At 69.2% G+C, this 23,917-nt stretch carries 25 protein-coding genes; 9 read left to right on the top strand and 16 right to left on the bottom strand.

Features of this window, described 5'->3' with window-relative positions; genetic code table 11:
* Positions 1–239 (bottom strand): hypothetical protein (locus tag AB0B85_RS01675; protein ID WP_357402387.1); only part of this gene is annotated, 239 nt, incomplete at its 3' end.
* 456 nt (positions 240–695) lie between these two features.
* A complete protein-coding gene (locus tag AB0B85_RS01670; protein ID WP_357402385.1) occupies positions 696–1,184 on the bottom strand; it encodes a hypothetical protein in 489 nt (162 codons plus the stop codon).
* A 559-nt stretch (positions 1,185–1,743) separates the two neighbouring features.
* Between AB0B85_RS01670 and AB0B85_RS01665 the strand changes: the two genes are divergently transcribed.
* Complete coding sequence (locus tag AB0B85_RS01665; RefSeq protein ID WP_357402383.1) at positions 1,744–1,899, top strand: hypothetical protein; 156 nt, start codon at positions 1,744–1,746, stop codon at positions 1,897–1,899.
* Between the two features lie 200 nt (positions 1,900–2,099).
* On the opposite strand, the gene AB0B85_RS01660 is transcribed toward AB0B85_RS01665, so the two are convergent.
* The 3 genes from AB0B85_RS01660 to AB0B85_RS01650 all read right to left on the bottom strand — a co-directional run bounded on the left by AB0B85_RS01660 (position 2,100) and on the right by AB0B85_RS01650 (position 5,088).
* Entirely contained in the window at positions 2,100–2,894 is a 795-nt protein-coding gene (locus AB0B85_RS01660; protein ID WP_357402381.1) for an aminoglycoside adenylyltransferase domain-containing protein, read from the bottom strand.
* 245 nt (positions 2,895–3,139) lie between these two features.
* Positions 3,140–4,693: a hypothetical protein gene (locus AB0B85_RS01655; protein WP_357402379.1), complete on the bottom strand. Its 1,554-nt coding sequence runs from the start codon at positions 4,691–4,693 to the stop codon at positions 3,140–3,142.
* An 8-nt stretch (positions 4,694–4,701) separates the two neighbouring features.
* Positions 4,702–5,088 (bottom strand): hypothetical protein, encoded by a 387-nt coding sequence (locus AB0B85_RS01650; RefSeq protein WP_357402377.1) that lies wholly within the window; start codon positions 5,086–5,088, stop codon positions 4,702–4,704.
* A 232-nt stretch (positions 5,089–5,320) separates the two neighbouring features.
* Between AB0B85_RS01650 and AB0B85_RS01645 the strand changes: the two genes are divergently transcribed.
* The gene (locus AB0B85_RS01645; RefSeq protein WP_357402375.1) at positions 5,321–6,055 is read left to right on the top strand and encodes a hypothetical protein; all 735 of its coding nucleotides are present in this window, start codon (positions 5,321–5,323) and stop codon (positions 6,053–6,055) included.
* A 140-nt stretch (positions 6,056–6,195) separates the two neighbouring features.
* The gene (locus AB0B85_RS01640; protein WP_357402373.1) at positions 6,196–6,588 is read left to right on the top strand and encodes a hypothetical protein; all 393 of its coding nucleotides are present in this window, start codon (positions 6,196–6,198) and stop codon (positions 6,586–6,588) included.
* A 121-nt stretch (positions 6,589–6,709) separates the two neighbouring features.
* Here AB0B85_RS01640 and AB0B85_RS01635 read toward each other — a convergent pair whose 3' ends face one another.
* The 3 genes from AB0B85_RS01635 to zwf form a co-directional block, all read right to left on the bottom strand.
* Entirely contained in the window at positions 6,710–8,239 is a 1,530-nt protein-coding gene (locus AB0B85_RS01635) for a hypothetical protein (protein WP_357402371.1), read from the bottom strand.
* A 99-nt stretch (positions 8,240–8,338) separates the two neighbouring features.
* A complete protein-coding gene (locus AB0B85_RS01630) occupies positions 8,339–9,274 on the bottom strand; it encodes an aminoglycoside phosphotransferase family protein (RefSeq protein WP_357402419.1) in 936 nt (311 codons plus the stop codon).
* Positions 9,275–9,504: 230 nt separating this feature from the next.
* Entirely contained in the window at positions 9,505–10,998 is a 1,494-nt protein-coding gene (gene zwf, locus AB0B85_RS01625; RefSeq protein ID WP_357402369.1) for a glucose-6-phosphate dehydrogenase, read from the bottom strand.
* A 337-nt stretch (positions 10,999–11,335) separates the two neighbouring features.
* On the opposite strand from zwf, the gene AB0B85_RS01620 reads away from it, so the two are divergent.
* Entirely contained in the window at positions 11,336–11,833 is a 498-nt protein-coding gene (locus tag AB0B85_RS01620) for an LURP-one-related family protein (RefSeq protein WP_357402367.1), read from the top strand.
* A gap of 115 nt (positions 11,834–11,948) precedes the next feature.
* On the opposite strand, the gene AB0B85_RS01615 is transcribed toward AB0B85_RS01620, so the two are convergent.
* Complete coding sequence (locus AB0B85_RS01615) at positions 11,949–12,515, bottom strand: hypothetical protein (protein WP_357402365.1); 567 nt, start codon at positions 12,513–12,515, stop codon at positions 11,949–11,951.
* 120 nt (positions 12,516–12,635) lie between these two features.
* Here AB0B85_RS01615 and AB0B85_RS01610 point away from each other — a divergent pair, with 120 nt between their 5' ends.
* On the top strand, positions 12,636–13,424 hold the full coding sequence (locus AB0B85_RS01610) for a GNAT family N-acetyltransferase (protein WP_357402363.1): 789 nt from the start codon (positions 12,636–12,638) through the stop codon (positions 13,422–13,424).
* A gap of 5 nt (positions 13,425–13,429) precedes the next feature.
* On the opposite strand, the gene AB0B85_RS01605 is transcribed toward AB0B85_RS01610, so the two are convergent.
* The 5 genes from AB0B85_RS01605 to AB0B85_RS01585 all read right to left on the bottom strand — a co-directional run bounded on the left by AB0B85_RS01605 (position 13,430) and on the right by AB0B85_RS01585 (position 17,829).
* Positions 13,430–14,641, bottom strand: coding sequence for a DUF418 domain-containing protein (locus AB0B85_RS01605; RefSeq protein ID WP_357402361.1), 1,212 nt, complete (start codon positions 14,639–14,641; stop codon positions 13,430–13,432).
* A 221-nt stretch (positions 14,642–14,862) separates the two neighbouring features.
* Positions 14,863–16,176, bottom strand: a complete 1,314-nt coding sequence (locus AB0B85_RS01600; protein WP_357402359.1) for a PQQ-dependent sugar dehydrogenase — start codon at positions 16,174–16,176, stop codon at positions 14,863–14,865.
* Between the two features lie 82 nt (positions 16,177–16,258).
* Complete coding sequence (locus tag AB0B85_RS01595) at positions 16,259–16,552, bottom strand: BON domain-containing protein (protein WP_357402417.1); 294 nt, start codon at positions 16,550–16,552, stop codon at positions 16,259–16,261.
* A gap of 108 nt (positions 16,553–16,660) precedes the next feature.
* The gene (locus tag AB0B85_RS01590) at positions 16,661–17,281 is read right to left on the bottom strand and encodes an STAS domain-containing protein (RefSeq protein WP_357402357.1); all 621 of its coding nucleotides are present in this window, start codon (positions 17,279–17,281) and stop codon (positions 16,661–16,663) included.
* Positions 17,282–17,400: 119 nt separating this feature from the next.
* Positions 17,401–17,829, bottom strand: a complete 429-nt coding sequence (locus AB0B85_RS01585; RefSeq protein WP_357402355.1) for an STAS domain-containing protein — start codon at positions 17,827–17,829, stop codon at positions 17,401–17,403.
* Positions 17,830–17,983: 154 nt separating this feature from the next.
* Here AB0B85_RS01585 and AB0B85_RS01580 point away from each other — a divergent pair, with 154 nt between their 5' ends.
* The 4 genes from AB0B85_RS01580 to AB0B85_RS01565 all read left to right on the top strand — a co-directional run bounded on the left by AB0B85_RS01580 (position 17,984) and on the right by AB0B85_RS01565 (position 22,068).
* Entirely contained in the window at positions 17,984–18,667 is a 684-nt protein-coding gene (locus AB0B85_RS01580; RefSeq protein ID WP_357402353.1) for a response regulator transcription factor, read from the top strand.
* Positions 18,664–20,019 (top strand): HAMP domain-containing sensor histidine kinase, encoded by a 1,356-nt coding sequence (locus AB0B85_RS01575; protein ID WP_357402351.1) that lies wholly within the window; start codon positions 18,664–18,666, stop codon positions 20,017–20,019. Before AB0B85_RS01580 ends, AB0B85_RS01575 begins: the two co-directional genes overlap by 4 nt.
* Positions 20,016–20,579, top strand: coding sequence for a GerMN domain-containing protein (locus AB0B85_RS01570; RefSeq protein ID WP_357402349.1), 564 nt, complete (start codon positions 20,016–20,018; stop codon positions 20,577–20,579). The genes AB0B85_RS01575 and AB0B85_RS01570 overlap by 4 nt, the downstream gene beginning before the upstream one ends.
* 199 nt (positions 20,580–20,778) lie before the next feature.
* Positions 20,779–22,068: an ArsB/NhaD family transporter gene (locus AB0B85_RS01565; RefSeq protein WP_357402346.1), complete on the top strand. Its 1,290-nt coding sequence runs from the start codon at positions 20,779–20,781 to the stop codon at positions 22,066–22,068.
* 3 nt (positions 22,069–22,071) lie between these two features.
* On the opposite strand, the gene AB0B85_RS01560 is transcribed toward AB0B85_RS01565, so the two are convergent.
* The gene (locus AB0B85_RS01560) at positions 22,072–22,518 is read right to left on the bottom strand and encodes a CBS domain-containing protein (protein ID WP_357402344.1); all 447 of its coding nucleotides are present in this window, start codon (positions 22,516–22,518) and stop codon (positions 22,072–22,074) included.
* A 71-nt stretch (positions 22,519–22,589) separates the two neighbouring features.
* Positions 22,590–23,912, bottom strand: a complete 1,323-nt coding sequence (gene nhaA / locus AB0B85_RS01555; RefSeq protein WP_357402342.1) for a Na+/H+ antiporter NhaA — start codon at positions 23,910–23,912, stop codon at positions 22,590–22,592.
* Positions 23,913–23,917: the final 5 nt, after the last annotated feature.

Genomic DNA, 23,917 nt, shown 5'->3' with positions numbered 1-23,917 from the left:
CCGATCTCCTCGCCGGCTTCTTCGCCAACACCGGCATGACCCTCGACCCCGAACCCCCGTGATAGCCCGAACCTCAGCCTTTCAACCTCTGTAGCCGTTCCCACAACCATTGCTGCGGGGAGGAGAAAGAAGCCGACGATCCGCTGGGGCAGAAGACCGACTGCCACGATTGCAACGCCCGCGACCACGCCGGATATCGCGTAGTACCACCACGTGACGACATTCGGACGGTCAGTCACATTCGATCGGGCGGAGGGGCTTCCGCTTTTCTGTCTTCCCGGGCCCATAGTCGCAAGTCAACACGTGGCTACATGCTGTGTCAAGTTCTCCGCGAATTGGGGGTGAGCGGTGCATTGAGCCGGGCCGGGCGGTGATCGAAATGCGGCACCGCACCGTCGAGCCGGACGAGTGGCGCTGTCACTGCGAGCGCCAGCGGCTCCTCGGCGGTGCGATGGGCGATGCCTGGCTGGGTACGACCGCCGGTCACGGTGAGCTGTCGCGGTCGAACGGATCCACTGCTGAGGGCTAAACATGGGGCCGAAGTTGACCGAATGCTTCCGGGCGGAGGCCGGCCTGCTGGCGTGCACATAGCTGATCACTGGTTGCTCAGAGGCCACTGATCCGGGCCGCACAGACATGCGAATCGGCGGTGACCGTCCAGGGGAGGGTCACCGCCGATTGCGTTGTCGAACCGGTCAGGCGGCCGAGCAGGCGGTGTCCAGTTCCTTGATGGCGGCTTCCAGGGTCTTCTTGCTGGGCTTGGCGTCGGCGGACTCGTTGTACGCGTCGCTCAGGGCCATCATCTCGTTCTGGATCTTTTCGGAGGCGGCGCTGACTGCCTCGTTGGCGCTCATCGAGTGCGCCAGGATCGCTACCGACCCGGCGGCCCACTGTGCACTGACCGCGAAGTGCCCGGCCGGCGGGCCGATCTTCTCGGCCTTGGCGATCTTAGTCGCGTTGTCCTTGATGTCCTTCTTGATGTCGGCGCAGGCCTTCACCGTGGCCGCGTCGTTGGCGGCGCTGCTGGCTGCGGTGCTGGCCGCGGTGGTGGCCGGGGCGGCGCTGGAGGCCGCCGGGGTCGGCGAGGCCGCGGTGTCCGTAGGTTTGGGCTGCGGATCGCAGCCGGACATTGCGATCGCCGCCGCAACGGCCAAGCCAGTCAGGACGAGTCGAGTGCGGTTCATCGATGTTCCCCCATGATCTTTGTGTTCGGCGCACGCTATCAGCCCCGGTCGATCGGGTGGGAACGGTTAATGGGCCGATGAGCGCCGAGCCCCGGAGTCTGACGCTGGATGAAGGGCGGGGTGCCGGGCAGTGCTCGCAGCTGTCGGTCCGTGGACCTGGCGCTACGACGATCGACAGCAGACTCGGCCCGGTCCGCTCGAATGGGTCCATGGTGAACAGTGGCCGTACATCGGCCAGGCTGTCGTCGACACGGTGAACGCCGCTGGCGCTGATTGGTAAGTTGAACCGATGAGGGTGCGGCCACGACTTCCACTGGCTGCCGGGCTGCTGGCCGTGGTGGCCACACTGAGCGCCTGCGACTCCGCAGCCGAGCCCGGCAGCGACACGTCAGGCGTCCGAGCGCCGACCGGACCGACACGGCCGGGAGCGTTGCCAACCCGGAGCGGCCTGATCGACGCGCAGGTGGTTCAGTGGCGCGATTGGCGCCGTGTCGACGATCGAACCCTTGAGGTCACCGTGACTGCCGGTCCCGCCGACTGTTACGGCGCCGAGCCGGAAGTGACAGAGAGTGAAACTGCGGTGGGCGTCCGGCTTCGCGTCGGAATGCTGCCCGAGGCGGCCGGCAAGGAGTGCGCAGCAATCGCCAAGGAGTCGGTGGTCCCGGTGCGACTCACCTCCGCCCTGGGCAACCGCAAGGTCGGGCCTCTGAGCTGACGCCAGCGCGTTGACCAGGGCTGTCTGGCCGATGGCTGCTTCGCCGAATCCGAAGATGTCAGCCATGGTGCTTTCTGTCGTCAGCCGGGCGGCGACCACTCGTGCCGAGGTGGGTGGGTCACGACGATTCGGCGACCGGAGCGACGTTCAATGAGCGCACCGCTCGACCGGGGTGGTCCTGCTGGCCGTACCTCTCGTCGTCAATCCGCCGAAGGCGTGATCGGGCGGCCCGTGCCGGCCTCCACGACGTACACCGTGAAATCCGTCGTGTCCTGGAGTCGGGATGCCTGGTTGTCATACTCGGGTCGTCCACCTTCACGCAGGCGCAGTGCTTCCCGAAGGACCCGGTGCCAGCGCGGGTCGTAGTAGTCGAGGCCCCAATGGGCGGCGCCTGACTTGGTTGTCATCCTCCCGGTGACGATCAGGTGATGCAGGCGGGCGACCCCGAGGACGCACCAGCAGCAGGCATAGTCAAGTTCTGCCCCCGGCTCGTCGGCGGAAGAGACGGCGAGCTGGTCACTGATGGCGCGCCAGTAGGTGTCGAGATTGTCGACGGTGTAACGCTTCAGGACATGCGTGTCGGTCCAGATGTCGAGGGTCGACAGCTGCGGGCCGGCGACCGTGACGCCGTGCCGGGCCAACTCGTGCCAGGCGACGACGGGGTCCAACTGCCCGAGTCGGAAGTCGCGGTGCAGCATCACGGGCACCGATGGCAGGTTCCTCGGATCGGACGCCAGATCGGAGACGAGGACGTGCATTCCATCGAAATCGATAGGGGAGTACGCCGCCATCTGCGCGTGTGCCTGCCGCAGTTGCTCCAGCTCGCCGTCGGTTGGCCGGTGGGTGAGGGTGGCGACGAAGTCTACGTCCGACTTCCCCTCGATCCACTCCCCGAACCCGATGCCACCAGTGAGGTAGAGGCCGGTCATCAGCCCCCTCGGCGCCAGCGGGAGGAAGTGGTAGCAAAGTTCCTGGACTGCTGCCGGGAGGTTCACGGGGTGACCCTACTCGTCGCATTCGAGGCCGATACCCGGCCGACGTGCTCGCGGACCGACATCCCGGAACTGCCAGCTCGGGCCGTGGGCCAGGCGCGGGTGTAACCAGCTCGGTCGTCACGGTGGCGAGGAAACTTCCGGCTGCCGGATGACGGAAATCGTCGGAGCTTGCGGAGATCACCCGTGGCGCGTGGGCGTCGTCGATGTGACGGGTCGCGGTCCGGGACCGCCGCACGTGTGGTGCTCTACTTACGCCACACCTCGATGTGGTCGTCCCCAATGGTCACCACGCCTCGCTGAAAGAGTTGAACCCGGCTCGGGCCGACCAACTGCTCTGCGGAGACGGGGAACCCGATGGCGTCGACGATCAGGTGCGCCCGCGACAACGCCACCTCGGGTGGGATTGACGCTGCTATTGCCTGAAGAACCGGGTCAGACACTGGTAGCGACCCGTGCGCATCCGTGTAGAAGATGATGCCACCCTGAAACGCCTGCGCAGTCCCCCGGCCGCCCCAGGTACTCCCGACAACCTGTTCGTCGGACACCGGGAACCCGAGCCAGCTGGCCGTGCCCCCGAGCTGTTCGTAGCAGAGTCCGTTGCCAGCGCGCACCGTGTGTGTTCCGTGCTCTCGGGACCAGTAGACGGTCGCTCCGCCGCCGTGTTCGAGGCCCAAAAGCCGGTCAGCCACGTCCGGCGGGTAGTCCCATGCGCCCTCGAAGCGCTGGAAGCGCCCCGACGTGCCCTGCGGCGAGTTCGCGGCCTGTGTCGCTGGGCTGCGGGGGAAGCCCAGCACTCCGGACACGTCGTGCTTACCGTCGTGGTAGTCCGCGATTTTCGCTGGGAGGCGGAAAGCACCGGCCCCGGGGGTGAAGTACACCGTCCCGCCTTCGAAACGTTGCCGCCAGCCCCGGTCACCGGCCCCTGAGCGGGAGGGGCCGACAGCCATTTCGTCGGTGGTCGGAAAGCCCAGCACTCCCGCGGGTCCGCGCCGCTGCTCGTAGAACTCGCCGATTCCGCCCCAGACGGCGTGCGCGCCATGCTGGGAGGACCAGTAGATTGCGGCGCCGGTGGTCGCGCCCGGCACGGCACGGGTGCCATCGCCGCAGTCGCGGGAACCCTCGAATCGCTGCACGGTGCCGCAGGTGCCCGATGGGGATGGCCCCGCCTTTTCTGGCGGCGCGAGTGGGAAGCCGAGCCGACCAGCGCACCCGCCAAGGCTGTCGTGGTGTGCCGCGATGGCCCAGGTCGTCGGTTGCGCTCCGGTGGCGGCACTCCAGCAGATCGCGCCGTGGTCAAACCGTTGGTTGAATCCGCCGTGGCCGCGTCCGTGTGCCGGGCCGCACCGCTGGATAGCCTGCGGTTGCGCATCGAAGACCTCACGCCACCGATCCTGGCAGTGCGCCATGGCTTCCGATGCCTCGGGAAGGTCCGCAAGGTCGGCGAGTTGGGCCAGCGCGATGAGCCCAGCAGCCCGGTCCGTGCTGAGTTCTGTCAGCAGAGCGATTGTCAGGTCTTCGTTGATCCCGAACAGTGCCTGGAGTATCGGCGCGGTTGCGGTGTCGGGCATGGCTGTGAGCAGCACCAGCGCCCGGTCGCGCGACAGGGCCATGATCCGGGTTGCGGCCGCACGTGGGCGCAGGTCAGCGAGTGCGGCGGCGGTAAGACCGGGCTCACTGCCGTAATGGTTGATCATCGTGCCGCTGTGACCGAACATGACGCCGCTTGCGTTCCGCGCGTCCACGAGCGGCTCGCGCTGGTTGCCTTCGTCGTCTTCGTCGACGCTGTCGTGCTGCATCATGAGGCGGTTTACCCCGGCAGCCCAAAGTTGTTGTGCTGGATGCCTCGGTCGCCAGCGATCACACCCTGGGCACCGCGGAGGTCCACGACGTATTTCCCGGTGACGGTGCCACCGGGCTCGGCAAGGCGGAGCACACGTGCCGCGGCGGCAAGAACCACATCGTCTTGTCCGCTGTCGGTGGCTTCGACGAGCCGGATCAGACGCTGTTCGTTCGCCTGGGGGTCGGCCTCGTAGGCGCTCAGTGCGTCCGGGTCCCAGTTTTGTGTCTCGGAACGGTGGCGCAGGGCGTCACGGAGGTACCGGTACGCGTCGACAATGGCCCCGGACGTCGTCTCTGTCAGCCCCGCCGACACACCGGCTGCCATGGCAGCCACCACCATCGTCACCGGTTCCATCTGTCATCTCCGTGGAGTCGCTGCGTGGGGGAGGGACGAAGATTACAACTGATCCATTCGAACGTTGCGCGTGATGCTGAAACCGGACAGCCGTCGATCGCGCCAGAGAGGGCAGACCGGATGGCCGCTGCAAATGCGCAAGCAAATAGCTCACCTCCCCACGAGTCCGGACCTATGTCAATCAATGCCATTCCGAGCCCAAACGGCCTCTATTGGATCCACTGTGCTCCTCGTGAACGTCGGCGACGCCACGGTTGCCTGGGTGGTGGTGGTTTGGGTCTGCGGGGCGATGTTCCCGGTCAGGTATGTTGCCGGCGTGGAAATTGAGGTGTTGGAGGGTGCGCTCGTGGAGGTGCCGACGGCGGATGTCAGCGGCATGGACCGGCGAGCGTTTGGTGAGTTCGTGGGGCCGCGCGGTGAGTTGGCCTCGTACGCGTTCGGCTGGTCCACCGGCTCGGACCCGCACGTCGCCCGGCTGTCCGTCGGGATTGGTGCCGGCAACCCTGGGGGTGGCACCTTCCACGCCGTCATCTTCGCCAACGCGGGCAGTCACGCGTTCTCGCTCATCGACGCGCCGTTCGAGCAGGTCCCGCAGGGCGGCCCGGATCTGACCGCAGACCAGTCGCGTGCCCACGAGGACCTGCCGTTCGTTTGGTGGGTCACCGACCACGTCATGCAGCGCGATCGGCGAGCCTGGTGGATGCGGCACTGGCTGCTTGGCACCGTCTGTCTTCAGACCCCTGAAGTCTTTGAACGCCGTGAGCCTGTGCTGTTCGTCAGCCACGACGCGGACGACGGAGTTTGGCAGTTGACCGGAGCCACCGACGCGAGCGGCAGCAACGGCAAAGTGGGGCACCTGCACCATGCCGTCGACGAGGACCCGAGCCTGGTCGACGTTCTTGACCTACCGCCCGGCGGCAGCGCGGCTCGCGCCAGCGTCGGGAAACCCTGGACCGTAGACGTCTAACTTCAATCCGGCATCGCTCACCGACCTCCGGCTGCCGGCAGTGCGATCCGTTGGGCCATGCGCACCGCCGCCCGGGAACGCCCGCCGCGGACCCCTCGGTCCGCGCGGCGCTGAGGCACACGGGCTGGTCTGGTCGGCTGGTGATCGAGACGTGCCACTTCTGCGCCTGCTACACGACGCTGTACAGCCAGGTCACACCCGCCGGCGGCACCGCTTGGTGGACTGGCAACATTCGCCCGGACTACCTCGGGTCCGCCGAGGCGGAGGATCCGCCGACGCTGGTGCCAGTTGCCGATGAGGCGCGGCAGAGTCCCTATCAGGCCAGCGCGTGGAATCAGGACGGCTCGACATTGGGCGGTCGGCCCGACTGGATCCAGGACGCCGAGCACGCCGACTGCCCCGGCTGCGGCCAGCCGATGGACTACGTGGGTCTGATCGGCGGCGCCGACCTGGACGACTACGGTGAGGGCGCCTACTACCTGCACCTGCACCAGCCGTGCGGGTTCGCCGCAGTGAACTACCAGCAGAGCTGACAAGCGTGAGCGCTCAGACGCGGCTGTTGCCGACAGCGGCGCCTACCCCGGCGGAGAGCGCGCGCGAGCGGCGGCATGCGCCAGTGTTCGCGGTCAGCGCCGCCATCCCGGTGGTCCGGTGTCAGCCGGGGGCGCTGCGGTCCAGGATCTGTTGGATGTGATCGACAGTCAGGGCCGGGTTTGCCGCGGCGGCCTCGGCCAGTTCGGGGTCGTCGAGAAGCGCGGTGACCCGCGGTGCCGGAAGGCGTGGGCTGCTTGCCATCGCCTCTCGCACTGTGGCGTCCGCGTCGGTGCTGAGTCGGTCGACGAGGTCGGGGTCGGCGTGCGGGTCGAGGGCGACGAGCCGTCGTATCGCCGGGTCCGGGTTGTCGGCGAAGCGGGCCAGTCCTTCGGTGGGGAACTGTGGCAGCTCGCTGAGCCGGTCCCGGCCGCAGCAGTGGTACTCCAGGTAGCAGCGCAGCAGCAACGCCGGCGGCGCAGCCGGGTGGTGCTGGGCGAGCAGGACCCGTACGCCCAGGTCGGAGTCGTCGGCGAGGACAGTGACGATGTCCGCCGGCAACCCGGCGTGGCGGGCCGCTCGTCGGCGCAGCAGCGGATTGGCCGAACGGGCCCACCGCAGCGCATCGGTGATGTCCGGCGCGGCATCGTTGGGATACGGGACCCAACGGCAGCGGACGTCCACGGAGCCGAAGTGGCCATCGCCCGGCACGGTGGTCACGTCGATGTCGATGCCCGCCCGCTGCTGCTCGGTGAGGCCGGGATGAGTGGAGACCGCGGTGCGGACCTCGACCGCTGGGTCGGTGGCGAGCCTGACGAGCTGGTCGTCGGTCAGGTCGACGCGACAGGTGACTCCTTGCCGGACCGACGGGTCGGGGTGGCGCAGCAGCGTCTCGACCACGTCCGGCGGGACGCCCGGGTTCTCGCCCATTACCCGCAGCGCATCCGTGTCGCCGCTGGCGAGCACGTGATCGACCAGCGCCCGGGACAGTGGACGCTGCAGCACGTACCAGAATGCGTGACTGTGCTGGTCCGGCAGATCGGCCGGCTCCATCACCTGCTGCTGGCGCGCGAGGGACGCCACGGCGGCCGCCCGTACGTCGGGCACCTCATCCTCCAGCAGCGCCTGGCGCGACCGCTCGTCCAGCCAGTACGAGGAACCGGCCGCGAACCGGCGTACACCCGGTCGGGGGTGCGCGGCGGCCAGCCGGAACAGACGCTGGTCATACCTTGTCGCTGCGAACAACTCGCCGATCAATTCCTCTCGGCTGAACGGTATGTCGGAGGGCGGACCGTCGAGCTCGGTCAACAACCTGACCAGCACGTCGTCAGGCAGCGGTTCCTGGCCGGGTCGGCCGAACGCGCGCATCCGCACCCGCCATTCCGGGTCGGCCAGCAGCGTGGTACGCGCCAGCGGGTCGACCTGCGGGTGGGCGGCCAGCGCTCTGCGGATCCTGGGCGAGGGGTGGTGCAGCATCGCATCCCGCACCGGTGGCGGCAGCTCACGGCGATGTAGTAGCCCATCGCACACCTGCTCCGGCCACGAATCCAGCAGCCGCAGCAGCACGTCGACCGGCGCTGCCGGGTTCCTCGCCAGCCCTCGTAGCAGGGGCGACGGAGACGGAGACCCATCCAACCACGCATCACCAGTCATCGGCCGCACCTTACGCCCACGCCTCTCGTCGCGGCATCCGCTCAGCGGCACCCCGCACCCCGACGCGAGGACTGACCCGAACCGGGCAGCACCCTGTCATCAGGCCGGCGCGGCTCCGAGGTTGAGGGCCAGGTACTCCAGCGCCGCGGCGGTGTCCTCCCCGTCGTCGTGCGGCCGGCGCAGGTCAACGACGAAGGCGGCGACGTCGGCGAGCGGCCACCACCGTCGGTAGAGGGCCAGGCCAGCCGGCGTCACGGTCCGACCGCTTACCCGCGTGTAGTGGGCCAGCACCTCGTCGTCAGCGCCGATCGTGTCCGCACCGAGCATGCTGCCGAACGCGTCGGTGAGCATCCACAGGTCCCGCTCCAGCGGGGCGATCTGCACGGTCGCCCAGTCGATCATCCGGGTGCCCGCAGCGGTACGCATCACGTTGCCGGGATGCGGCTCGCCATGCGTGATCACCCACTCGGTGCCGCTTTCGCGTACCTCGTCGACGAGCCGGTCGAAGTCATCGAGCCAGGCCCGGACCCGCTCCTCGTGCACAGCCAACAGCTTGCGGGCCGACTCGGCGTACGGACCGGCGGTCCACGGCCGTTCCAGATCGGCAAGCGCGGCGTTCAGCCCGTCCCGTCCCGGCAGCCGCAGGTCGGCTCGGGGAGCGAGGTGCGCCACGACGGCGGTGGCCCGGTGCAGCTGCCCCAGCAGGCCCGCCATCTCGACGACGGTGTCGCGTGGGTACGGGCCGAACTCTCCGGCCGTGCCGTCGACCATCGAGAACACCGACAGGGCGTAACGCGACGAGAGTCGCCGCAACGGCGCTTCGTTTCCGGCCGGGACCGGGGCCAGGATGAAGTCGAGCCCGGCCTCGCGGTGCAGGGCCAGCGCGGTCTCGAAGGAGCGCCGCAGCCTGTCGAATTCCGCGTCCCGGCCCGCCTCCGCGAAGCCGAGATCGTCCACCTTGACGAACCACACCGCCGCGCACCGGTCGGTCACCGACCAGTGGTAGCTGCCGAAACCTAACGGGAGGTATGCCAGGGAACCGGCGTCGACAGTCCACCCGTCGCGCAGCGCCGCGACCAGTTCGCTCTCGTCCAGGCCCACAGGTCTGTCCTGCACGGAAGGGGATTCTGCCATGCGCGCGGACGCCCCCGGACGGGCCGGCCATCGACATTGATGACCGGCGCACCGGCAGGACCGCGCTGCGCGTCGCTGGTGAGAGCGAGTGACCGGGGCCCAGCTGCGTGGTCGCGCTTCTTGCGACCGGGTCACGCGGAGTTGCGCCACTTGCGGCCGTGCCGGCCGATGAGCCGGTCGGCGTCGGTCGGGCCCCAGGAGGCGGCCTCGTAGGTGGGGATCGGCGAGTGGTCCTTCCCCCAGTGGTCGATGATCGGGTCGACGATCCGCCAGCACTGCTGCACCTCGTCACTGCGGATGAACAGCGACGCGTCACCGATCAGCGCGTCCAGGAGCAGACGCTCGTACGCCTCCGGGGACTCCTCGACGAACGTCTGGTCGTAGGAGAACTCCATCGTGGCGGTGCGGACCCGGAAGGAGTGGCCCGGCACTTTGGCACCGAATCGCAGCGAGATGCCCTCGTTTGGCTGGATCCGCAGGATCAGCGCGTCGGCATCGAGGCCGGTGAGCTGGTCGGTCGGGATCGGCAGGTGCGGCGGCCGCTGGAACTGCAGCGCCACCTCGGTGAGCCGCGCTGGCAGGCGCTTGCCGGTGCGTACGTAGAACGGCACCCCGGCCCAGCGCCAGTTGTCCACGTTGAGCCGCATGGCGGCGTACGTCTCGGTCCGCGACAGGGGGTCGACGCCGACCTCCTCGCGGTAGCCGGCCATCAGCTCCTCGCGGGTGCCGCCCCGGGTGTACTGCCCCCGGACCGCGGCCTCGGCGATGTCCCGGTCGGTGGGGAGCCTGATCGCCTGCAGCAGCTTCACCTTCTCGTTGCGCAGGCCCTCAGCCTCGAACGAGGCCGGTGGCTCCATCAGCGCCAGCGCGAGGACCTGGAGCACGTGGTTCTGCACGATGTCCCGCATCGCACCGGCGTCCTCGTAGAATCCGCCGCGGCTGCCGACGCCGAGGGTCTCGGCGACGGTGATCTGCACGTGGTCGACCCAGGAGCGATCCCAGATCGGCTGGAAGATCGAGTTCGCGAAGCGCAGCGCCAACACGTTCTGGACGGTGTCCTTGCCCAGATAGTGATCGATCCGAAAGACCTGGTGCTCGTCGAACGCGCTGTGCACGACGCTGTCGAGCCCACGGGCCGTGACCAGGTCGCGCCCGTACGGCTTCTCGATGACCAGGCGGGAGAAGGAACCTTCGCGTGGCTGGTTGAGCCCGACACCGGCCAGCCCGTTGATCACCGGCTCGAAGGCCCCGGCCGGGGTGGACAGGTAGAAGAGCCGGTTGCCGGACGTACCCCGCTGCGCGTCCAGCTCGTCGAGGGTCTTCTCGAGCCGATGGTAGGTCTCCGGGTCGTCGTAGCCGCCGGCCACGTACCGCACACCGCCCTGCAGTTGGCGCTTGCTGGCGAGGGTGCGTTCGCCGAGGGCGCTCTCGGCGAACTGCTCGTCGGTCATCGGCGTGCGCGCGACGCCGACCACCGCGAACTGGTCCGGGAGCCGCTCGTGCCGAGCCAGGCTCTCGATTGCGGGCAGCAGCTTACGCCGGGTCAGGTCACCGGAGGCACCGAAGATCACCAGCGTGGCCGGCGGGGCGCTCCGCTCCTGGATGAGCTGGGCTGCGTGGTCCATATGTCTACGTTCCTCCGGGCACAAGGGGTGTGGGGTCGGGGGTGTCGTGCGGTCACGTCGGTAATTGTGCGGCTACGGCTGTGGTGTCCGGGGGCCACGCGGCGTGGCCCGTTGGTCGCGGAGGTTGAGCGTCGCATGCCGGGCTGACGGGCAGGCGCTTCGGTGCGGCCTGCCGGCGTACGAGGTGGTACAGATGATCGTGGCCAGGCAGACCGCGGAGGTCAACGGGGCTCACCGACGGCCATACAGTGGACCACCAGGGTGACGTCGTGGCGCACCGGCCGAAGCCGCCTCAGCACAGCCGGCGGGTCGGCGCGCGGTGGGGGAGAATCGAATCATGTTTGTCATCAGGGAGCGATTCTTCTCAATCGGCGACGACTTCGACGTGCTCGACGAGCACGGCACCAAGGTCTTCCACGTCGACGGCAAGGTGCTCAGCGTCCGCAACAAGGTCGTCATCGAGGACGCCGCCGGGCATGAGGTTGCCACGCTGCACCGGCACCTGGTGGCGCTGCGTCCCACGTACGAGATCCGGATCGGCGGTGAGAAGGCCGCAGAGGTCCGCAAGAAGCTGCTCACGCCGTTCCGCGACAAGTTCACGATCGACGTGCCGGGGCCCGACGACCTGGACATGAAGGGTGACCTGCTCAACCACGAGTACGTCATCGAACGCGACGGCACCGAGGTGGCCACGGTCTCCAAGCGGTGGCTGACGATCCGGGACACCTACGCCGTGCAGGTCAGCGCCGGCGTCGACCCGCTGCTGATCATCGGCAGCGTCCTCGCGCTCGACCTGGCCATGGACCGCGACAAGAAGAAGGACGACGAGGACTGACCCCCGGTCGGCAGCCGCGCCGCTCGGAGTCGGGCTCGTGGTCGGGACGATCGGGGCCGTCGAGGCCCATCGGACAGATCACGAGCAGGAGCGGTGACGACGTCGTGCTGCCCTCTCAGCCGTGGGTTCCGGCGCTGCCGGCCGGGAAGAGCGCGCGGACCGCGGCGATGGCCGAGTCGAACCGTCCCTCGCTCAGGCCGGGCACACCGAAGGCGTAGAAGATCGGTCGCGTGGTCCCGGGCTCGATCTGGGTGCGTCGGTCCGGGCCCTGGAAGAGCGACGCCACGATGGCGGTGGCGTCGCGGACCACCGGCTCGCCGGCCCGGCACACCACAGTGCCCCGCATGCCCGGGAAGGACTCGTCCTGCTGCGCCAGGTCGAAGATCAGATCACCGTCGATCCGCGCCCCGTCCTGTACGCCGAGCAGCACCCCGGTGGTCAGCTCGGCATAGAGCAGTGTTCGCACAAGTGGTGGCACCGGTGGCAGGCCCTTCTTGCGGGCACTGTCGAACTGGCCGGGCAGCGGACATCGGAAACCTTCGACCCGGAAGAACGCGTCGGTGGTGGCGATGTCCTGGGCGATGCGTTCGTGCTCGGCTCCGAGCGTCGTCGCGACGCCCAGCCACGAACGCAGGTGCGAGGCTGAACGGCACGAGTGGGGCGGCCGGTCGCCGACAGACACCGTGTGCGCCGCTCCGAGGGCGTTGGGCCTCGGCCGGTAGGACAGCGGCCTGCTGGACGTACCCGATGGTTGATTTGAAAACCAGTTGCGTCTCCGGCCCTGCTGTCGCAGCGTACGGGCATGATCAATTCGGCTCGGCTGCTCGCGGCCTACGACGAGCAGCTTCGGACCGACGCCGAGACGCCGAGCGCGGTCTCCGTCACCCGACACGGGCCACTGCGTCTGGTGACCTTCGCGGGTGGCCGCGGGTTTGTCACCTACCGCGATCTCGGCGGGGCGGACGCCGACACGATTCGTCGGCTCGTCCCGGCGGCGCTCGCGCACTACCAGGCAGACCCGGAGATCGAGCGGGTCAAGTGGAAGGCGCGTGGGCACGACCATGCGCCGGGGTTGCACGAGGCGTTGCTGGAGAACGGGTTCACCGCGGACGAGCCTGAGTCGATCATGGTTGGTGAGGCGCGGCTGCTAGCCGTCGACGTTCCGCTTCCCGACGGCGTGACACTACGTCGGGTCAGCGACGAGGCGGACGTCCGCGCGATGAGTGCGATGCAGGACGAAGCCTTTGACGACCCGGTGAGCGATGACATGGCGAACGCCCTCCTGCGCCGCCTGGCCCGCGATGACGGAATGGAACTGTGGGTCGCGGAGGCGGATGGACGGATCGTCAGCGCCGGCCGGCTGGAGCCGGTGCACGGGACCGACTTCGCCGGGATCTGGGGCGGCGCGACCCGTGCGCAGTGGCGCGGCCGTGGGATCTACCGCGCGTTGACCGCGGCGCGGGCCCGCTCAGCCCTCGCCATGGGCAAGACGCTCATCAACAGCGACTCGACCGAGTACTCGCGCCCGATCCTTGAACGCTACGGTCTGACCAAGGTGTCGACGACGACGCCCTACAACTGGCAGCGGTGAGCGCCCTACTCGCGACCCGTCCGGACCCCGGCCCGCAGCCGTGGCCACCGCTGTTCGGTCCAGGCCCGCAGCAGCCACTCCATCGGCCCGTACCGGAACCGGGCCATCCACGCCGCGCTCGCGGCGAGCTGCACACAGTAGATCGCGACAGCGATGAGGACGACGACCGGGGGCGCGACGGCACCGGCGAGGCCCAACCCGACGCCGGTGAACACCAGCACGCAGAGCAGCGACTGACCCAGGTAGTTCGACAGGGACATCCGTCCGGCCGGTGCGAGCACTGCGGCAACCCGGCGACCCCGGTCGGTCTGGAAGAACTGCAGCAGAGTGGCGGCGTACGCGGCAGCGAGCAGCGGCGCGGTGAGCACGCCAGCCGTCAGCCCGGTCAGGTTGGCGGTCCCGCCGCCCGATGCGAAGACCACCGCACCGGCCAGGCCGACCGGATAGCCCACCTGTTGCACCCGGCGCAGGAACTGCCGGTTCGCGTCGACGTTGGTGAGCAGCCGCCGCCGTCCGGCCGCGTAGCCGAAGAGGAAGGCCGAGAGGGCGAGCGGCCCCTGCACGAGCAGTGCGCCGACCATCGCCGGCAGTTGGCGTACGTGCTCGGTGATCACGGAGCCGAGCCCGCCCTGTAGGGCCTCGGTGGACCGCTGCCCCGCCGCGAGTGCCGTCGCCGGATCGGTGACCAGCTGGGTCCCGCCGACGGCGGCGAGCGCGAGGACGAAGCCGATCCCACCAGTGACCAGTACGGCAGTGCGCAGCGCGGTCCCGACGCCGACTCGCCGCATGGCGAGCAGGATCAGGCCGAGCAGTGCGTACGTGGTCAGGATGTCGCCCTGGAACAGCAACACCGCGTGCAGGATGCCGAGTACGAAGAGCCCGGCCAGCCGTCGTCGGAACCGTGGGGCGAAGTCGACGCCGCGCCGCGCGGCGGAATCGAGCTGGAGCGTGAAGCTGTAGCCGAACAGAAAGGAGAAGAGCAGGTACGCCTTCATCGCGAGGAACAGCTCGACCAGCCACCGGACCGCCTGGTCGCTCCACGAGTCGTGCGCGGGATCCGGAACCAGTTGGAAGGTGTAGCCGGAGGCGAAGAAGGCGATGTTGACGACCAGGATGAGGAGCAGCGCCACGGCGCGTAAGGCGTCGACGTCGACGATCCGGGCGAGCGTCCCGGACGCTCGATTCCCGACGGGCGGGTCATCGGTGGAGAGATGCATGTGACCACCTCCGGCACGGACAGGAGTGATGTTTCGATGGCTCTCCTGTGACCCTAGGAAGCGGCCTGTCCGGGGGACAGCCAGTGAGCGGGAAGCTCGCCGGTGGGGTAAGCCCTACCGCACCCCCGAGCGGCGTCGCCTGCTCAGGGGTCCGCATCGGCGCGAGCCGGGGACGGCCGCTCGACGCGACCGTCCCCGGAGGTGGTGCGGGTGGGCGAGGCTCAGCGGTTTGCCGCCCCGCCGCCGGTGGCTGGCGGGACCCGCTCGAACCGTACGCGGCTCAGCCACCCCGGCAGGTCACTGAGCACGTACAGTTCGCCGTTCACGTCGGCGCCGAACGCCGTCGGTTGGGTGGGGAAGGTGCCGATCTCAGCGGACTCGTAGCCGCCCGTGGACGTGGGGCGTACCGCGAACGCGCGGGTCGAGCAGTAGTCGCTGGCGATGTAGGTGCCCCGTGCCTCCGGGGTGACGGACCCCCGGTACACCAGGCCGCCGATGATGGAGCAGTTCTCCGTCAGGTAGTGCTCGTACTCGACGACCGGGTCGGTGAGGCGTACGCCGGGCCGGCACTGGGTCTGGTCGAAGATGGGCGTGCCCTCCTTGCAGGACCAACCCAGGTTCGCGCCGCGCTGCGCCGGGCGGATGTGGTTGATCTCCTCGATCAGGCCCTGGCCGACATCGCCGATCCACAGCGAGTTGTCGACCGGGTCGATGGAGAACTTCCACGGGTTGCGCAGCCCGTAGACCCAGATCTCCGGCCGTGCGCCAGCGGTGCGGACGAAGGGGTTGTCGAAGGGTACGCAGTAGGGCTTGCCCCCGCAGCTGCGGTTGACGTCGATCCGCACGATCTTGCCGAGCAGGGTGCCGAGGTTCTGGCCGCTCTTGAAGGGGTCGTTCGCGTTGCCGCCGTCGCCGGTGGACCAGTAGAGGTAGCCGTCACGGCCGAAGGCGACCTGTCCGCCGTTGTGGTTGCCGAATTCGGCGTGCTCCTGGGTGAGCAGCACCTGTAGCCGGTCGGGCGCGCCGAGGGGCACTCGCGCCAGGGTCAACGCGCCGGCCGGTAGGCTGGTGTAGGCCACGTAGAGGATCCCGGTCCGCGCGAAGTTCGGCGCGGGAGTGATGCCGAGCAGGCCACGCTCGTTGTCCGAGGTGTCGACCCGGGCGCTCAGGTCGAGCACCGGAGCGGCCGCCAATCCGGTGTCGGGGTGGTAGGAGCGGACGGTGCCGTTCTTCTCCGCGATCAGCATCCGGCCGTCCGGCAGCCCGGTGAGCGCGATGGGACGCTGTAGGCCGTACGCCACCTGTTCGGATCTCACGGTCAACTCGGTGAGTGGCGCAGCGCGGGTGTGCGATGGGCCTGCCGCGGCGGTGCTGGCCACCGACGACGGTGGCATGAGCGACACGGACAGGGCCAGAACGATCAGCCCGGCCAGAAAGGTGGCCGGGCGGTAACGCCGTCGCGACATGGTGGGCTCCTCAAGCAGGTGGGTGGAGGTGGCAATCTGGGAGCGTTCCCACGGTACATCGATCTCCACGAATGTCCAACCTGCCGTCCCGCCCTGCCCTCCTCAGCTTCTGGCCAGGCCCGCCGGGGTGACCGGGCGAGAAGCCGCAGCCTTACCGACGGCCGCGCCGCTGCCCCATGAGCCGCAGCGTGTTGCAGACGTCGAAGACACCAGGCACGTCCCAGGCGAGCTCGCCGGCGACCCGCCGCGCGTTCGTGTCGTTCACCAGGCCCAGCAGAATGACGACCCGATTCTGTACGGCGACACTGATCTGCTGCTGCCGGGTGGCCTGATCGCCGCTCAGGCGTTGGGCGACCAGGGCTTCGATCCGCAGATCCTCGCGGTCCGGTTGGGGCTGGTCCGAGTCGTCGGCGAACCAGCTCTCGCCTGGTGATGGCCAGTACATGGACACGGCACTCCTTGGTTGTCCGGCGGTGCGGAATCCGCTGTTGGGCTCTCCACGGCCGCGCCGAGCCCATGTCGATCTCACCGGCAAGCGCACCGCTGAGGGCTGCTACCAGGAACGGGCGGTTGTCACGGCCGCGGAAACCGGAGAACCTGACCGCGTCCGCCCGGACAGCTGAACGAGGGCATCGTCGCGGCTGTCGAAGATCGGGAACGCTGCCTCCAGGCGCATGGTGTGCAGGACCGTACGGATGAACCGCGACGGCGCGGCCAGACACAGCGTGACCCCCCGATCGCGGGCATCACAGTGGGCGCGGACGAGGAGCCCGAGACCTGTGGAGTCGATGACGTGCGCCCGGGTGAGGTCGATCACCACGTGTCCGCCCATGTCGGCCGCGTGGCGCAGGGCCGCGCGCAGGGTGTCACCGGTGTCGAGGTCGATGTCGCCGGTGACGACGACGACTGTCACGTCGTCGAGATGGTCGATGCCGAGGATGCCGCCTGGACCGTGGTTGTCGCACTGTGCGCTACCGCCGCCAGAGGTAGGCAGCAGGCTGCAGTGCGGGCAACGGTGCGGACCGGTGGCGAAGGGGGAGCCGCTCCAGCCCTGTTCGGACACCAGGGTCCAGACGACCTCGGCGTCGGGGAGCACACAGGCGCTGGCCCGGACGGAATCGCCGCAGGTGTCGCAGATCAGTGTCATCAGGTGGTCGTCCGGGACGACTGTCATTCTGGTGTCCTTCCGGGGGGTGGACCGATGCTCCGGAAGCCTGCGCTTCAGGATTCCGGCATAGCCCACGCTGTCTGTCGTCGATCGCGGGGAGGGGGACCGCGCCGACGTCGATCTGCCTAACGGGCTTGTCGGTGTGGGCCTCGCACGGACGTTCGGCCATGACCGGTCAGCGCCGGCTGCGCCGAATCAGGCTGCTGCTCCTGTGCCGGTGGGACGGGCGGGCCCGACGGGGGACTGGCGACGATCCGCAGCACCCGGTCGAGGCGGGCACTGTGCAGGATGCGTTCGATACGGGGATTCGGGTCACGGACGGTGAGGACACCGTCGGTACGCGCCAGCCGCCGGTGCACATCGAGCAGCAGGCCGATCGCGGCGGCGTCAATGTGCTGGCACTTCGACAGGTCGACGATGATCTGCCGGGGGCGCAGGGTCAGCAGTTTGTCGAATACGGCTCCGGCCGCCGGCAGGCAGTCCAGGTCGAGTTCGGTGACGCCTACCTCGACCAGCGGTAACGTGCACGGCGTCGGTGCCGGTGGCGCTGTCACAGGCGTGCCCCTCCCAGTCACGGACCCGGTCGCCTACGACCGTGCCGTGCCCACTTGGCGGTCACCGCGCGGATGTATGACAGTTGCGTGACAAATCCGTGGGCCGGTCGTCAGGGTTGGTCGCCAGGCCCGTGGTCTGGGGATGATGCCGGGTATGACGGCCGTACTGGTGATCGAGGACGACGACCGGATCCGCCTGGCGCTGCTGCTCGCCCTTGAGGACGAGGGCTACGAGGCCGTCGGTGCGGCCACCGCCGAGGAGGGGCTGCGCGACCAACGCCGCGCTCCGGCCGACTACGTGCTTGTCGACCTGATGCTGCCCGGCCTGGACGGCTTCGAGTGCATCCGGCAGATCCGCCGGGACGACGACGTGCCGATCGTCGTGGTCAGCGCCCGCGACGACACCCACGACATCGTGGCCGCACTGGAGGCCGGCGCCGACGACTACGTCGTCAAGCCGGTGGCGATCAAGGAACTGACCGCCCGGCTGCGCGCCCTGCGCCGCCGGGCCCGTAGCACGGTCGCGGTGCCGGAGCCGGTGCCCGTGCTGGCCTTCGGTGCACTGGAGATCAGCCCCGACGCGGGGGAGGTACGCTGCGCGGGCCGACCCGTACCGGTCACCCGCACCGAGTTCCGGCTGCTCTGCGAGCTGGCCGAGCACGCCGGCCGGGTGTTGTCCCGCCAGCAGTTGCTCAGCCGCGTCTGGGGGTATGACAACGGTGATGAGCGGGTGGTCGATGTGCATGTCGGCCGGCTGCGGCAGAAGATCGAGTCGGATCCGGCGAACCCGAAGCACCTGGTGACCCTGCGGGGTCTGGGTTACAAGTTGCAGCGATGAGACGGCTCGGTCTGCGTACCCGGGTCACTGCCGCGTTCGCCGTCGGCGCGCTGCTGCTCTCGGCGTCGATGGCGCTCGTCTCCTACGGGTTGACCCGCCGGTCCCTGATCGACGAGCGGGAACGCACGGCACTGCGGGCCGCCTACTTCGACGCCGCTGTCGTCCGCGCCGGCCTGGACACCGACACCCCCGACGTGGTGGAGGTGCTCCGGTCGCTGGATACCGGCGGCAGCCGGCGGCCCGTGCTGCACCTGGACGGCGAGTGGTACGCCCGCACCGCCGACCCGGGCACCACCACCGCCATCCCGGACGACCTGCGGCGGGTCGTCGCGGCTGGCAGGCCGGCGGTGCAGCGGGTCCGCGTCAACGGCCAGACCGCCCTGGTGGTCGGGGTGCCCCTGTCCGCGACGGCAACGTACTTCGAGGTCAACTCGTTGATCGAGTTGGAGCAGACGTTCCAGGTGCTGGCTCTCGCGCTGACCACCGTTGCGATCATGGTGGCCGGGTCCGGCGCCGCCCTCGGGTGGTACGCCACCCGGCACGGCCTGCGGCCGTTGACGGCGGTCGCCGACGCCGCCGAGAAGATCGCCGCCGGGGACTTCACCGCCCGCCTCGACCCGGCCGTGGACCCCGACCTGACCCGGTTGTCGTCCTCGTTCAACCAGATGGTCGACCGGCTCGCCCAGCGCATCGAACGCGACCGCCGCTTCGCCGCCGACGTGAGCCACGAACTGCGCTCCCCGTTGCAGACCCTGGCCGCGGCGGCGAGCGTCCTGGCCCGCCGCCGCGAACACCAGGACGAGCGAACCGCCCTCGCGGCCGGGCTCGTCGCCGACGAGATCGATCGTTTCCAGCGGCTCGTCAACGACCTGATCGACCTGGCCCGCAGCGACCAGCCCGCCGATCGCACCCTGGTGGACGTGACGGCGCTGGCCCGCGACGCCTGCGACGCTCTCGACCTGCCGGGCTCGATCGTCCACCTCGCGCCGGCCACGCCCGCGACCTGGCGGATCGACAGGCGACGTGTCGCGCAGGTCCTGGCGAATCTGCTCGACAACGCCGTGACCTACGGCGGCGGCCCGACGTCCATCCGGCTCGGTAGCGACGGCAGCGCTGGTGTGATCGAGGTCGACGACGACGGCCCGGGTGTGCCCGTCGAGGACCGCGAGGTGATCTTTGAACGCTTCGTTCGCGGTCGAGCCGCCCACACCCGCGGTGCCGGTGACGGCACCGGGCTCGGCCTTGCCCTGGTCGGCCAGCACACTGCCGCGCACGGCGGTCACATCACCGTCTCCGACCGCCCCGGCGGCGGCGCCCGCTTCCGCGTCACCCTGATGGACTGTCTGACATGAACCCTCGGTATCTCGTCGCAGTGGCGTTCGTCGCGGCGCTGACTGGTTGTGGGATTCCCACCGACGACGCACCCCGTGCCGTGCAGCCCCCGCCGGGCCCGTTCCAGCGGTCGGCACCAGCCGATGCGATCGCGCCGGCCGGCCCCGCCACCGAGACGCTCTGCCTGGTCCGCGACAATCGGATCATCCCGGTGGCCCGACGCGTCGACCGCCCAGCCAGGATCGAAGGCCAGCTACGGGACCTGCTCGGCGGACCCACGGCGGCGGAACGCGACAACGACCTCACCAGCGCGCTGCCGGGAGCGGTGAACGCCGCAGGTGTGACAGTGACTGGCGCGCAGGCCCAGGTCGCTGTCGACGAACCCGGCGACGACGCCGGCCGCAGCGACGAGGTCCTCGCCTTCGGGCAGATCGTGTGCACCCTCACCAGCCGCGACGACATCACCTCCGTGATGTTCCTGCGCGACGGCAGGCCATTGGCCGTACCCCGCGCCGACGGCTCGCTGTCCGACCGGCCCCTGGTACGCGCCGACTACCTCCCACTGATCGCCTCTGGTTGATCCCAACTCAACCCAGCGGCCTCAGCTGGTGGAGGTCGGGGGGCCCTCCGCCACACCGGCCGCCCGCTCGGGTTGCGCCTTTCCGCCGAGGGCCTGCACGCCCGTTGCCGACCGCCCAGGCTGATAGGTTGATCTCAGGTGTGCCGGGAAGCCTGGTCGGCGTTGCGATGGCGGCTGACCAGAACAGGAGAATCGCCGAATGAGCACCCTGGCCTGGGTCGCGGTGGCCGTGTTCGCCGCCGCCTACGTCCTGATCGCCACCGAGAAGATCAACCGGGTGGCGGTGGCCCTGGGTGGTGCATCGATCATGCTGGCGATCGGGGCGACCGACGCCGAGCACGCGTTCTTCTCCGAAGAGGCGGGCATCGACTGGAACGTCATCTTCCTGCTGCTGGGGATGATGCTGATCGTCGGCGTGCTGAAACGCACCGGCCTGTTCGAGTACCTGGCGATCTGGAGCGCCAAGAAGGCCCGGGGCCGCCCGTTCCCGATCATGGTCATCCTGGTCGTGGTGACCGCCGTGGTGTCGGCGGCGCTGGACAACGTCACCACGGTGCTGCTGGTGGCGCCGGTGACGCTACTGGTCTGCGAGCGGCTCGACGTGCCGCCGATTCCGTTTTTGATCGCCGAGGTCATGGCGTCCAACATCGGTGGTGCGGCCACCCTGGTCGGCGACCCACCGAACATCATCATCGCCAGCCGGTCGGGGCTGAGTTTCACCGACTTCCTGAACGTCATGGCCCCGTTGGTGCTGATCGTGCTCGTCGTGTTCATCGGCCTTTGCCGGATCATGTTCCGCAAGGCATTCCGCTACGACGCCGAGCGTGCCGCGCGGGTGATGGCGCTGCGGGAGGCGGACGTGATCCGCGACCGCCGCCTCGTCGTGATCAGCCTGGTGGTCCTCGGCGCGGTGCTGCTCGCGTTCAGCCTGCACACCGTGCTGCACCTGGAGCCATCGGTGGTGGCCATACTCGGCGGCCTGCTGCTGCTGGCATTGTCGCGGCTGAACGCCGAAGACGTGGCCAAGGACGTCGAGTGGCCGACGTTGGTGTTCTTCGCCGGCCTGTTCATCATGGTCGGGGCCCTGGTCGCGACCGGGGTGATCGACAGCATCGCCCGGTCGGCGACCGAGGCCGTCGAGGGCAAGCTGTGGCCGGCCACCATGCTCCTGCTGTGGGCGTCGGCCGGGTTGTCGGCGATCGTGGACAACATCCCCTACGTGGCGACGATGAGCCCGATCGTGAGCGAGTTGGTGAACGCCGAAGGTGGGCTCGGCAAGGCTCAGGTGCTGTGGTGGGCGCTCGCCATCGGGGCCGACTTCGGCGGCAACGCCACCGCCGTCGGCGCCTCGGCGAACGTGGTGGTCCTCGGTATCGCCGAGCGGGCCGGGCACAAGATCACGTTCTGGGGGTTCACGAAGTACGGTCTCATCGTCACCGTGATCTCGGTGGCGATGGCCGTGCCGTACCTGTGGCTGCGGTTCTTCTGACGCTCAGGTGCCGAGCATCCGGTCGAGCAGTCCGTCCAGGGTGATCGCACCGGTCATTACCCGGTCGCTGTCGACGACAGCGACAAGTGGCACGTTCGACCGAGCCATCACCGAGGCGACCTCGAGCAGGGTGGCGTCGGCGCTGACCGCCGGCAGGTCCGGACGGTTGCGGGGCAGCAGGTCCGCGACGGTGCGGCTACCGATGCCGTCCAGGATCACGTCGGCAGCGGCCTCGTCGAGCACCCGGGCCAGCGCCGGATCGTCCTGGCAGTAGGACGGCAGCGCCATCCGCAGCACCTGCGTGCCGGCCAGCACCGTCGATGGATGGCCCATGGTGTCCACCACGATCAGACCGGGTAGGTCCTGCGCCGCCAGGATCCGTGCGGCCTCCCGGGCCGGCATGTCCTCGGTAACGGTTTCCATCGAGATTGCCACATCGCTCGCGCGCATGCACCGACGATACGCCCGGGACACCGCGTTGACCGCGCGGATGCCGCCGGGCGCCCCCACCCGCGGTGGACCTATCTCTGGTAGACGTCGGGAACGTCGTCGCGGTCACTGTCGACCTGCTCGGCCTCGTAGATCTGCCGGTACACGCGATTGCGAACCCGCAAGATGATCATGGCGAGCGCGGCCGCGATCAGGGAGCCTGCCAGCACCGCGATCTTGACCCGGCCGTCCGCGTCGCTGCCGATACCGAAGGCGAGTTCGCCGATCAGCAGCGAGACGGTGAAACCGATGCCGGCCAACACGGCCAGCCCGGCCACGTCGATCCATGCCAACCCTGCGTCCAGCCGGGCCCGGGTGAACCGGGCGACGAGCCAGGTCGCGAGCAGGATACCGATCGGCTTGCCCACGACCAGACCGAGCATGATGCCTACTGCGACAGGGTCGGTGAGCGCCTCCGCCAAGCCGTCGAGCCCGCCGACTGCCACTCCGGCGGACATCAGCGCGAACACCGGCACCGCGACGCCGGCGGAGATCGGCCGGAAGCGGTGCTCGAAGTGCTCGGCCAGGCCCGGCCCCGGGCCGGCGCCAGTGGAGCGCAGCACCGGGACGGCGAAGGCGAGCAGCACCCCGGCGACGGTGGCGTGCACGCCGGAGGCGTGCACGAGCGCCCAGGTGGCGAACGCCAGCGGCAGGAGCAGCCACCACGAGCGCACCCGACGCTGCACCAGCACCGCGAACAAGCCCAGCGGCACCGCCGCGGCCAGCAGCGGCAGCACCGACAGGTGCGCGGTGTAGAAGACCGCGATGATGACGATCGCCAGCAGGTCGTCCACCACTGCCAGGGTCAGCAGGAAGGTCCGCAGCGCAGTCGGCAGATGCCGGCCGATCACCGCCAGTACGGCGAGGGCGAACGCTATGTCGGTGGCGGTCGGAATCGCCCATCCCCTTCTCGCGCCATCCCAGTTCACCACCAGGTACAGCAGGGCCGGCACGAGTACGCCGCCGACCGCGGCGGCTACCGGGACCGCGGCCCGGCGGGGATCACGCAGATCACCGGCGACGAACTCGCGCTTGAGTTCGAGACCAGCGACGAAGAAGAAGATCGCCAGCAACCCGTCGGCCGCCCACGTCGCCAGCGAAAGGTCGAGGTGCAGCGCGTGCGGCCCGACGGTGAGCGCCGTCATCGCCTGGTAGCTGTGCGCCCATGGCGAGTTGGCCCAGATCAGCGCCAGGACCGCACCGATCAGCAGCAGCGCGCCACCGATCGTCTCCTTGCGCAGCACAGCGGCGATGCGCCGTGCCTCAGCCCAGGAACCACGACCGAGGACACGAGGGGGCGACTGGGGGTTCGACGTCACAAGCGGGCCAACTTTCGGAAGACAGGTCGGATCCATCTGCC

It is taken from the genome of Micromonospora sp. NPDC049044, from assembly GCF_040649215.1.
In the GTDB taxonomy this organism is placed as follows: domain Bacteria; phylum Actinomycetota; class Actinomycetes; order Mycobacteriales; family Micromonosporaceae; genus Micromonospora.
Note: the sequence above shows the minus strand (reverse complement) of the source record. Positions and strands in the feature narration are given on the sequence as shown.

Excerpts from the sequence above, each read along its gene's own strand:
- AB0B85_RS01670 (WP_357402385.1), bottom strand. The coding sequence starts at position 1,184 with ATGAACCGCACTCGACTCGTCCTGACTGGCTTGGCCGTTGCGGCGGCG.
- AB0B85_RS01655 (WP_357402379.1), bottom strand. The coding sequence starts at position 4,693 with ATGATGCAGCACGACAGCGTCGACGAAGACGACGAAGGCAACCAGCGC.
- AB0B85_RS01650 (WP_357402377.1), bottom strand. The coding sequence starts at position 5,088 with ATGGAACCGGTGACGATGGTGGTGGCTGCCATGGCAGCCGGTGTGTCG.
- AB0B85_RS01635 (WP_357402371.1), bottom strand. The coding sequence starts at position 8,239 with ATGACTGGTGATGCGTGGTTGGATGGGTCTCCGTCTCCGTCGCCCCTG.
- zwf (WP_357402369.1), bottom strand. The coding sequence starts at position 10,998 with ATGGACCACGCAGCCCAGCTCATCCAGGAGCGGAGCGCCCCGCCGGCC.
- AB0B85_RS01620 (WP_357402367.1), top strand. The coding sequence starts at position 11,336 with ATGTTTGTCATCAGGGAGCGATTCTTCTCAATCGGCGACGACTTCGAC.
- AB0B85_RS01610 (WP_357402363.1), top strand. The coding sequence starts at position 12,636 with ATGATCAATTCGGCTCGGCTGCTCGCGGCCTACGACGAGCAGCTTCGG.
- AB0B85_RS01605 (WP_357402361.1), bottom strand. The coding sequence starts at position 14,641 with ATGCATCTCTCCACCGATGACCCGCCCGTCGGGAATCGAGCGTCCGGG.
- AB0B85_RS01595 (WP_357402417.1), bottom strand. The coding sequence starts at position 16,552 with ATGTACTGGCCATCACCAGGCGAGAGCTGGTTCGCCGACGACTCGGAC.
- AB0B85_RS01590 (WP_357402357.1), bottom strand. The coding sequence starts at position 17,281 with ATGACAGTCGTCCCGGACGACCACCTGATGACACTGATCTGCGACACC.
- AB0B85_RS01580 (WP_357402353.1), top strand. The coding sequence starts at position 17,984 with ATGACGGCCGTACTGGTGATCGAGGACGACGACCGGATCCGCCTGGCG.
- AB0B85_RS01575 (WP_357402351.1), top strand. The coding sequence starts at position 18,664 with ATGAGACGGCTCGGTCTGCGTACCCGGGTCACTGCCGCGTTCGCCGTC.
- AB0B85_RS01570 (WP_357402349.1), top strand. The coding sequence starts at position 20,016 with ATGAACCCTCGGTATCTCGTCGCAGTGGCGTTCGTCGCGGCGCTGACT.
- AB0B85_RS01565 (WP_357402346.1), top strand. The coding sequence starts at position 20,779 with ATGAGCACCCTGGCCTGGGTCGCGGTGGCCGTGTTCGCCGCCGCCTAC.
- AB0B85_RS01560 (WP_357402344.1), bottom strand. The coding sequence starts at position 22,518 with ATGCGCGCGAGCGATGTGGCAATCTCGATGGAAACCGTTACCGAGGAC.
- nhaA (WP_357402342.1), bottom strand. The coding sequence starts at position 23,912 with ATGGATCCGACCTGTCTTCCGAAAGTTGGCCCGCTTGTGACGTCGAAC.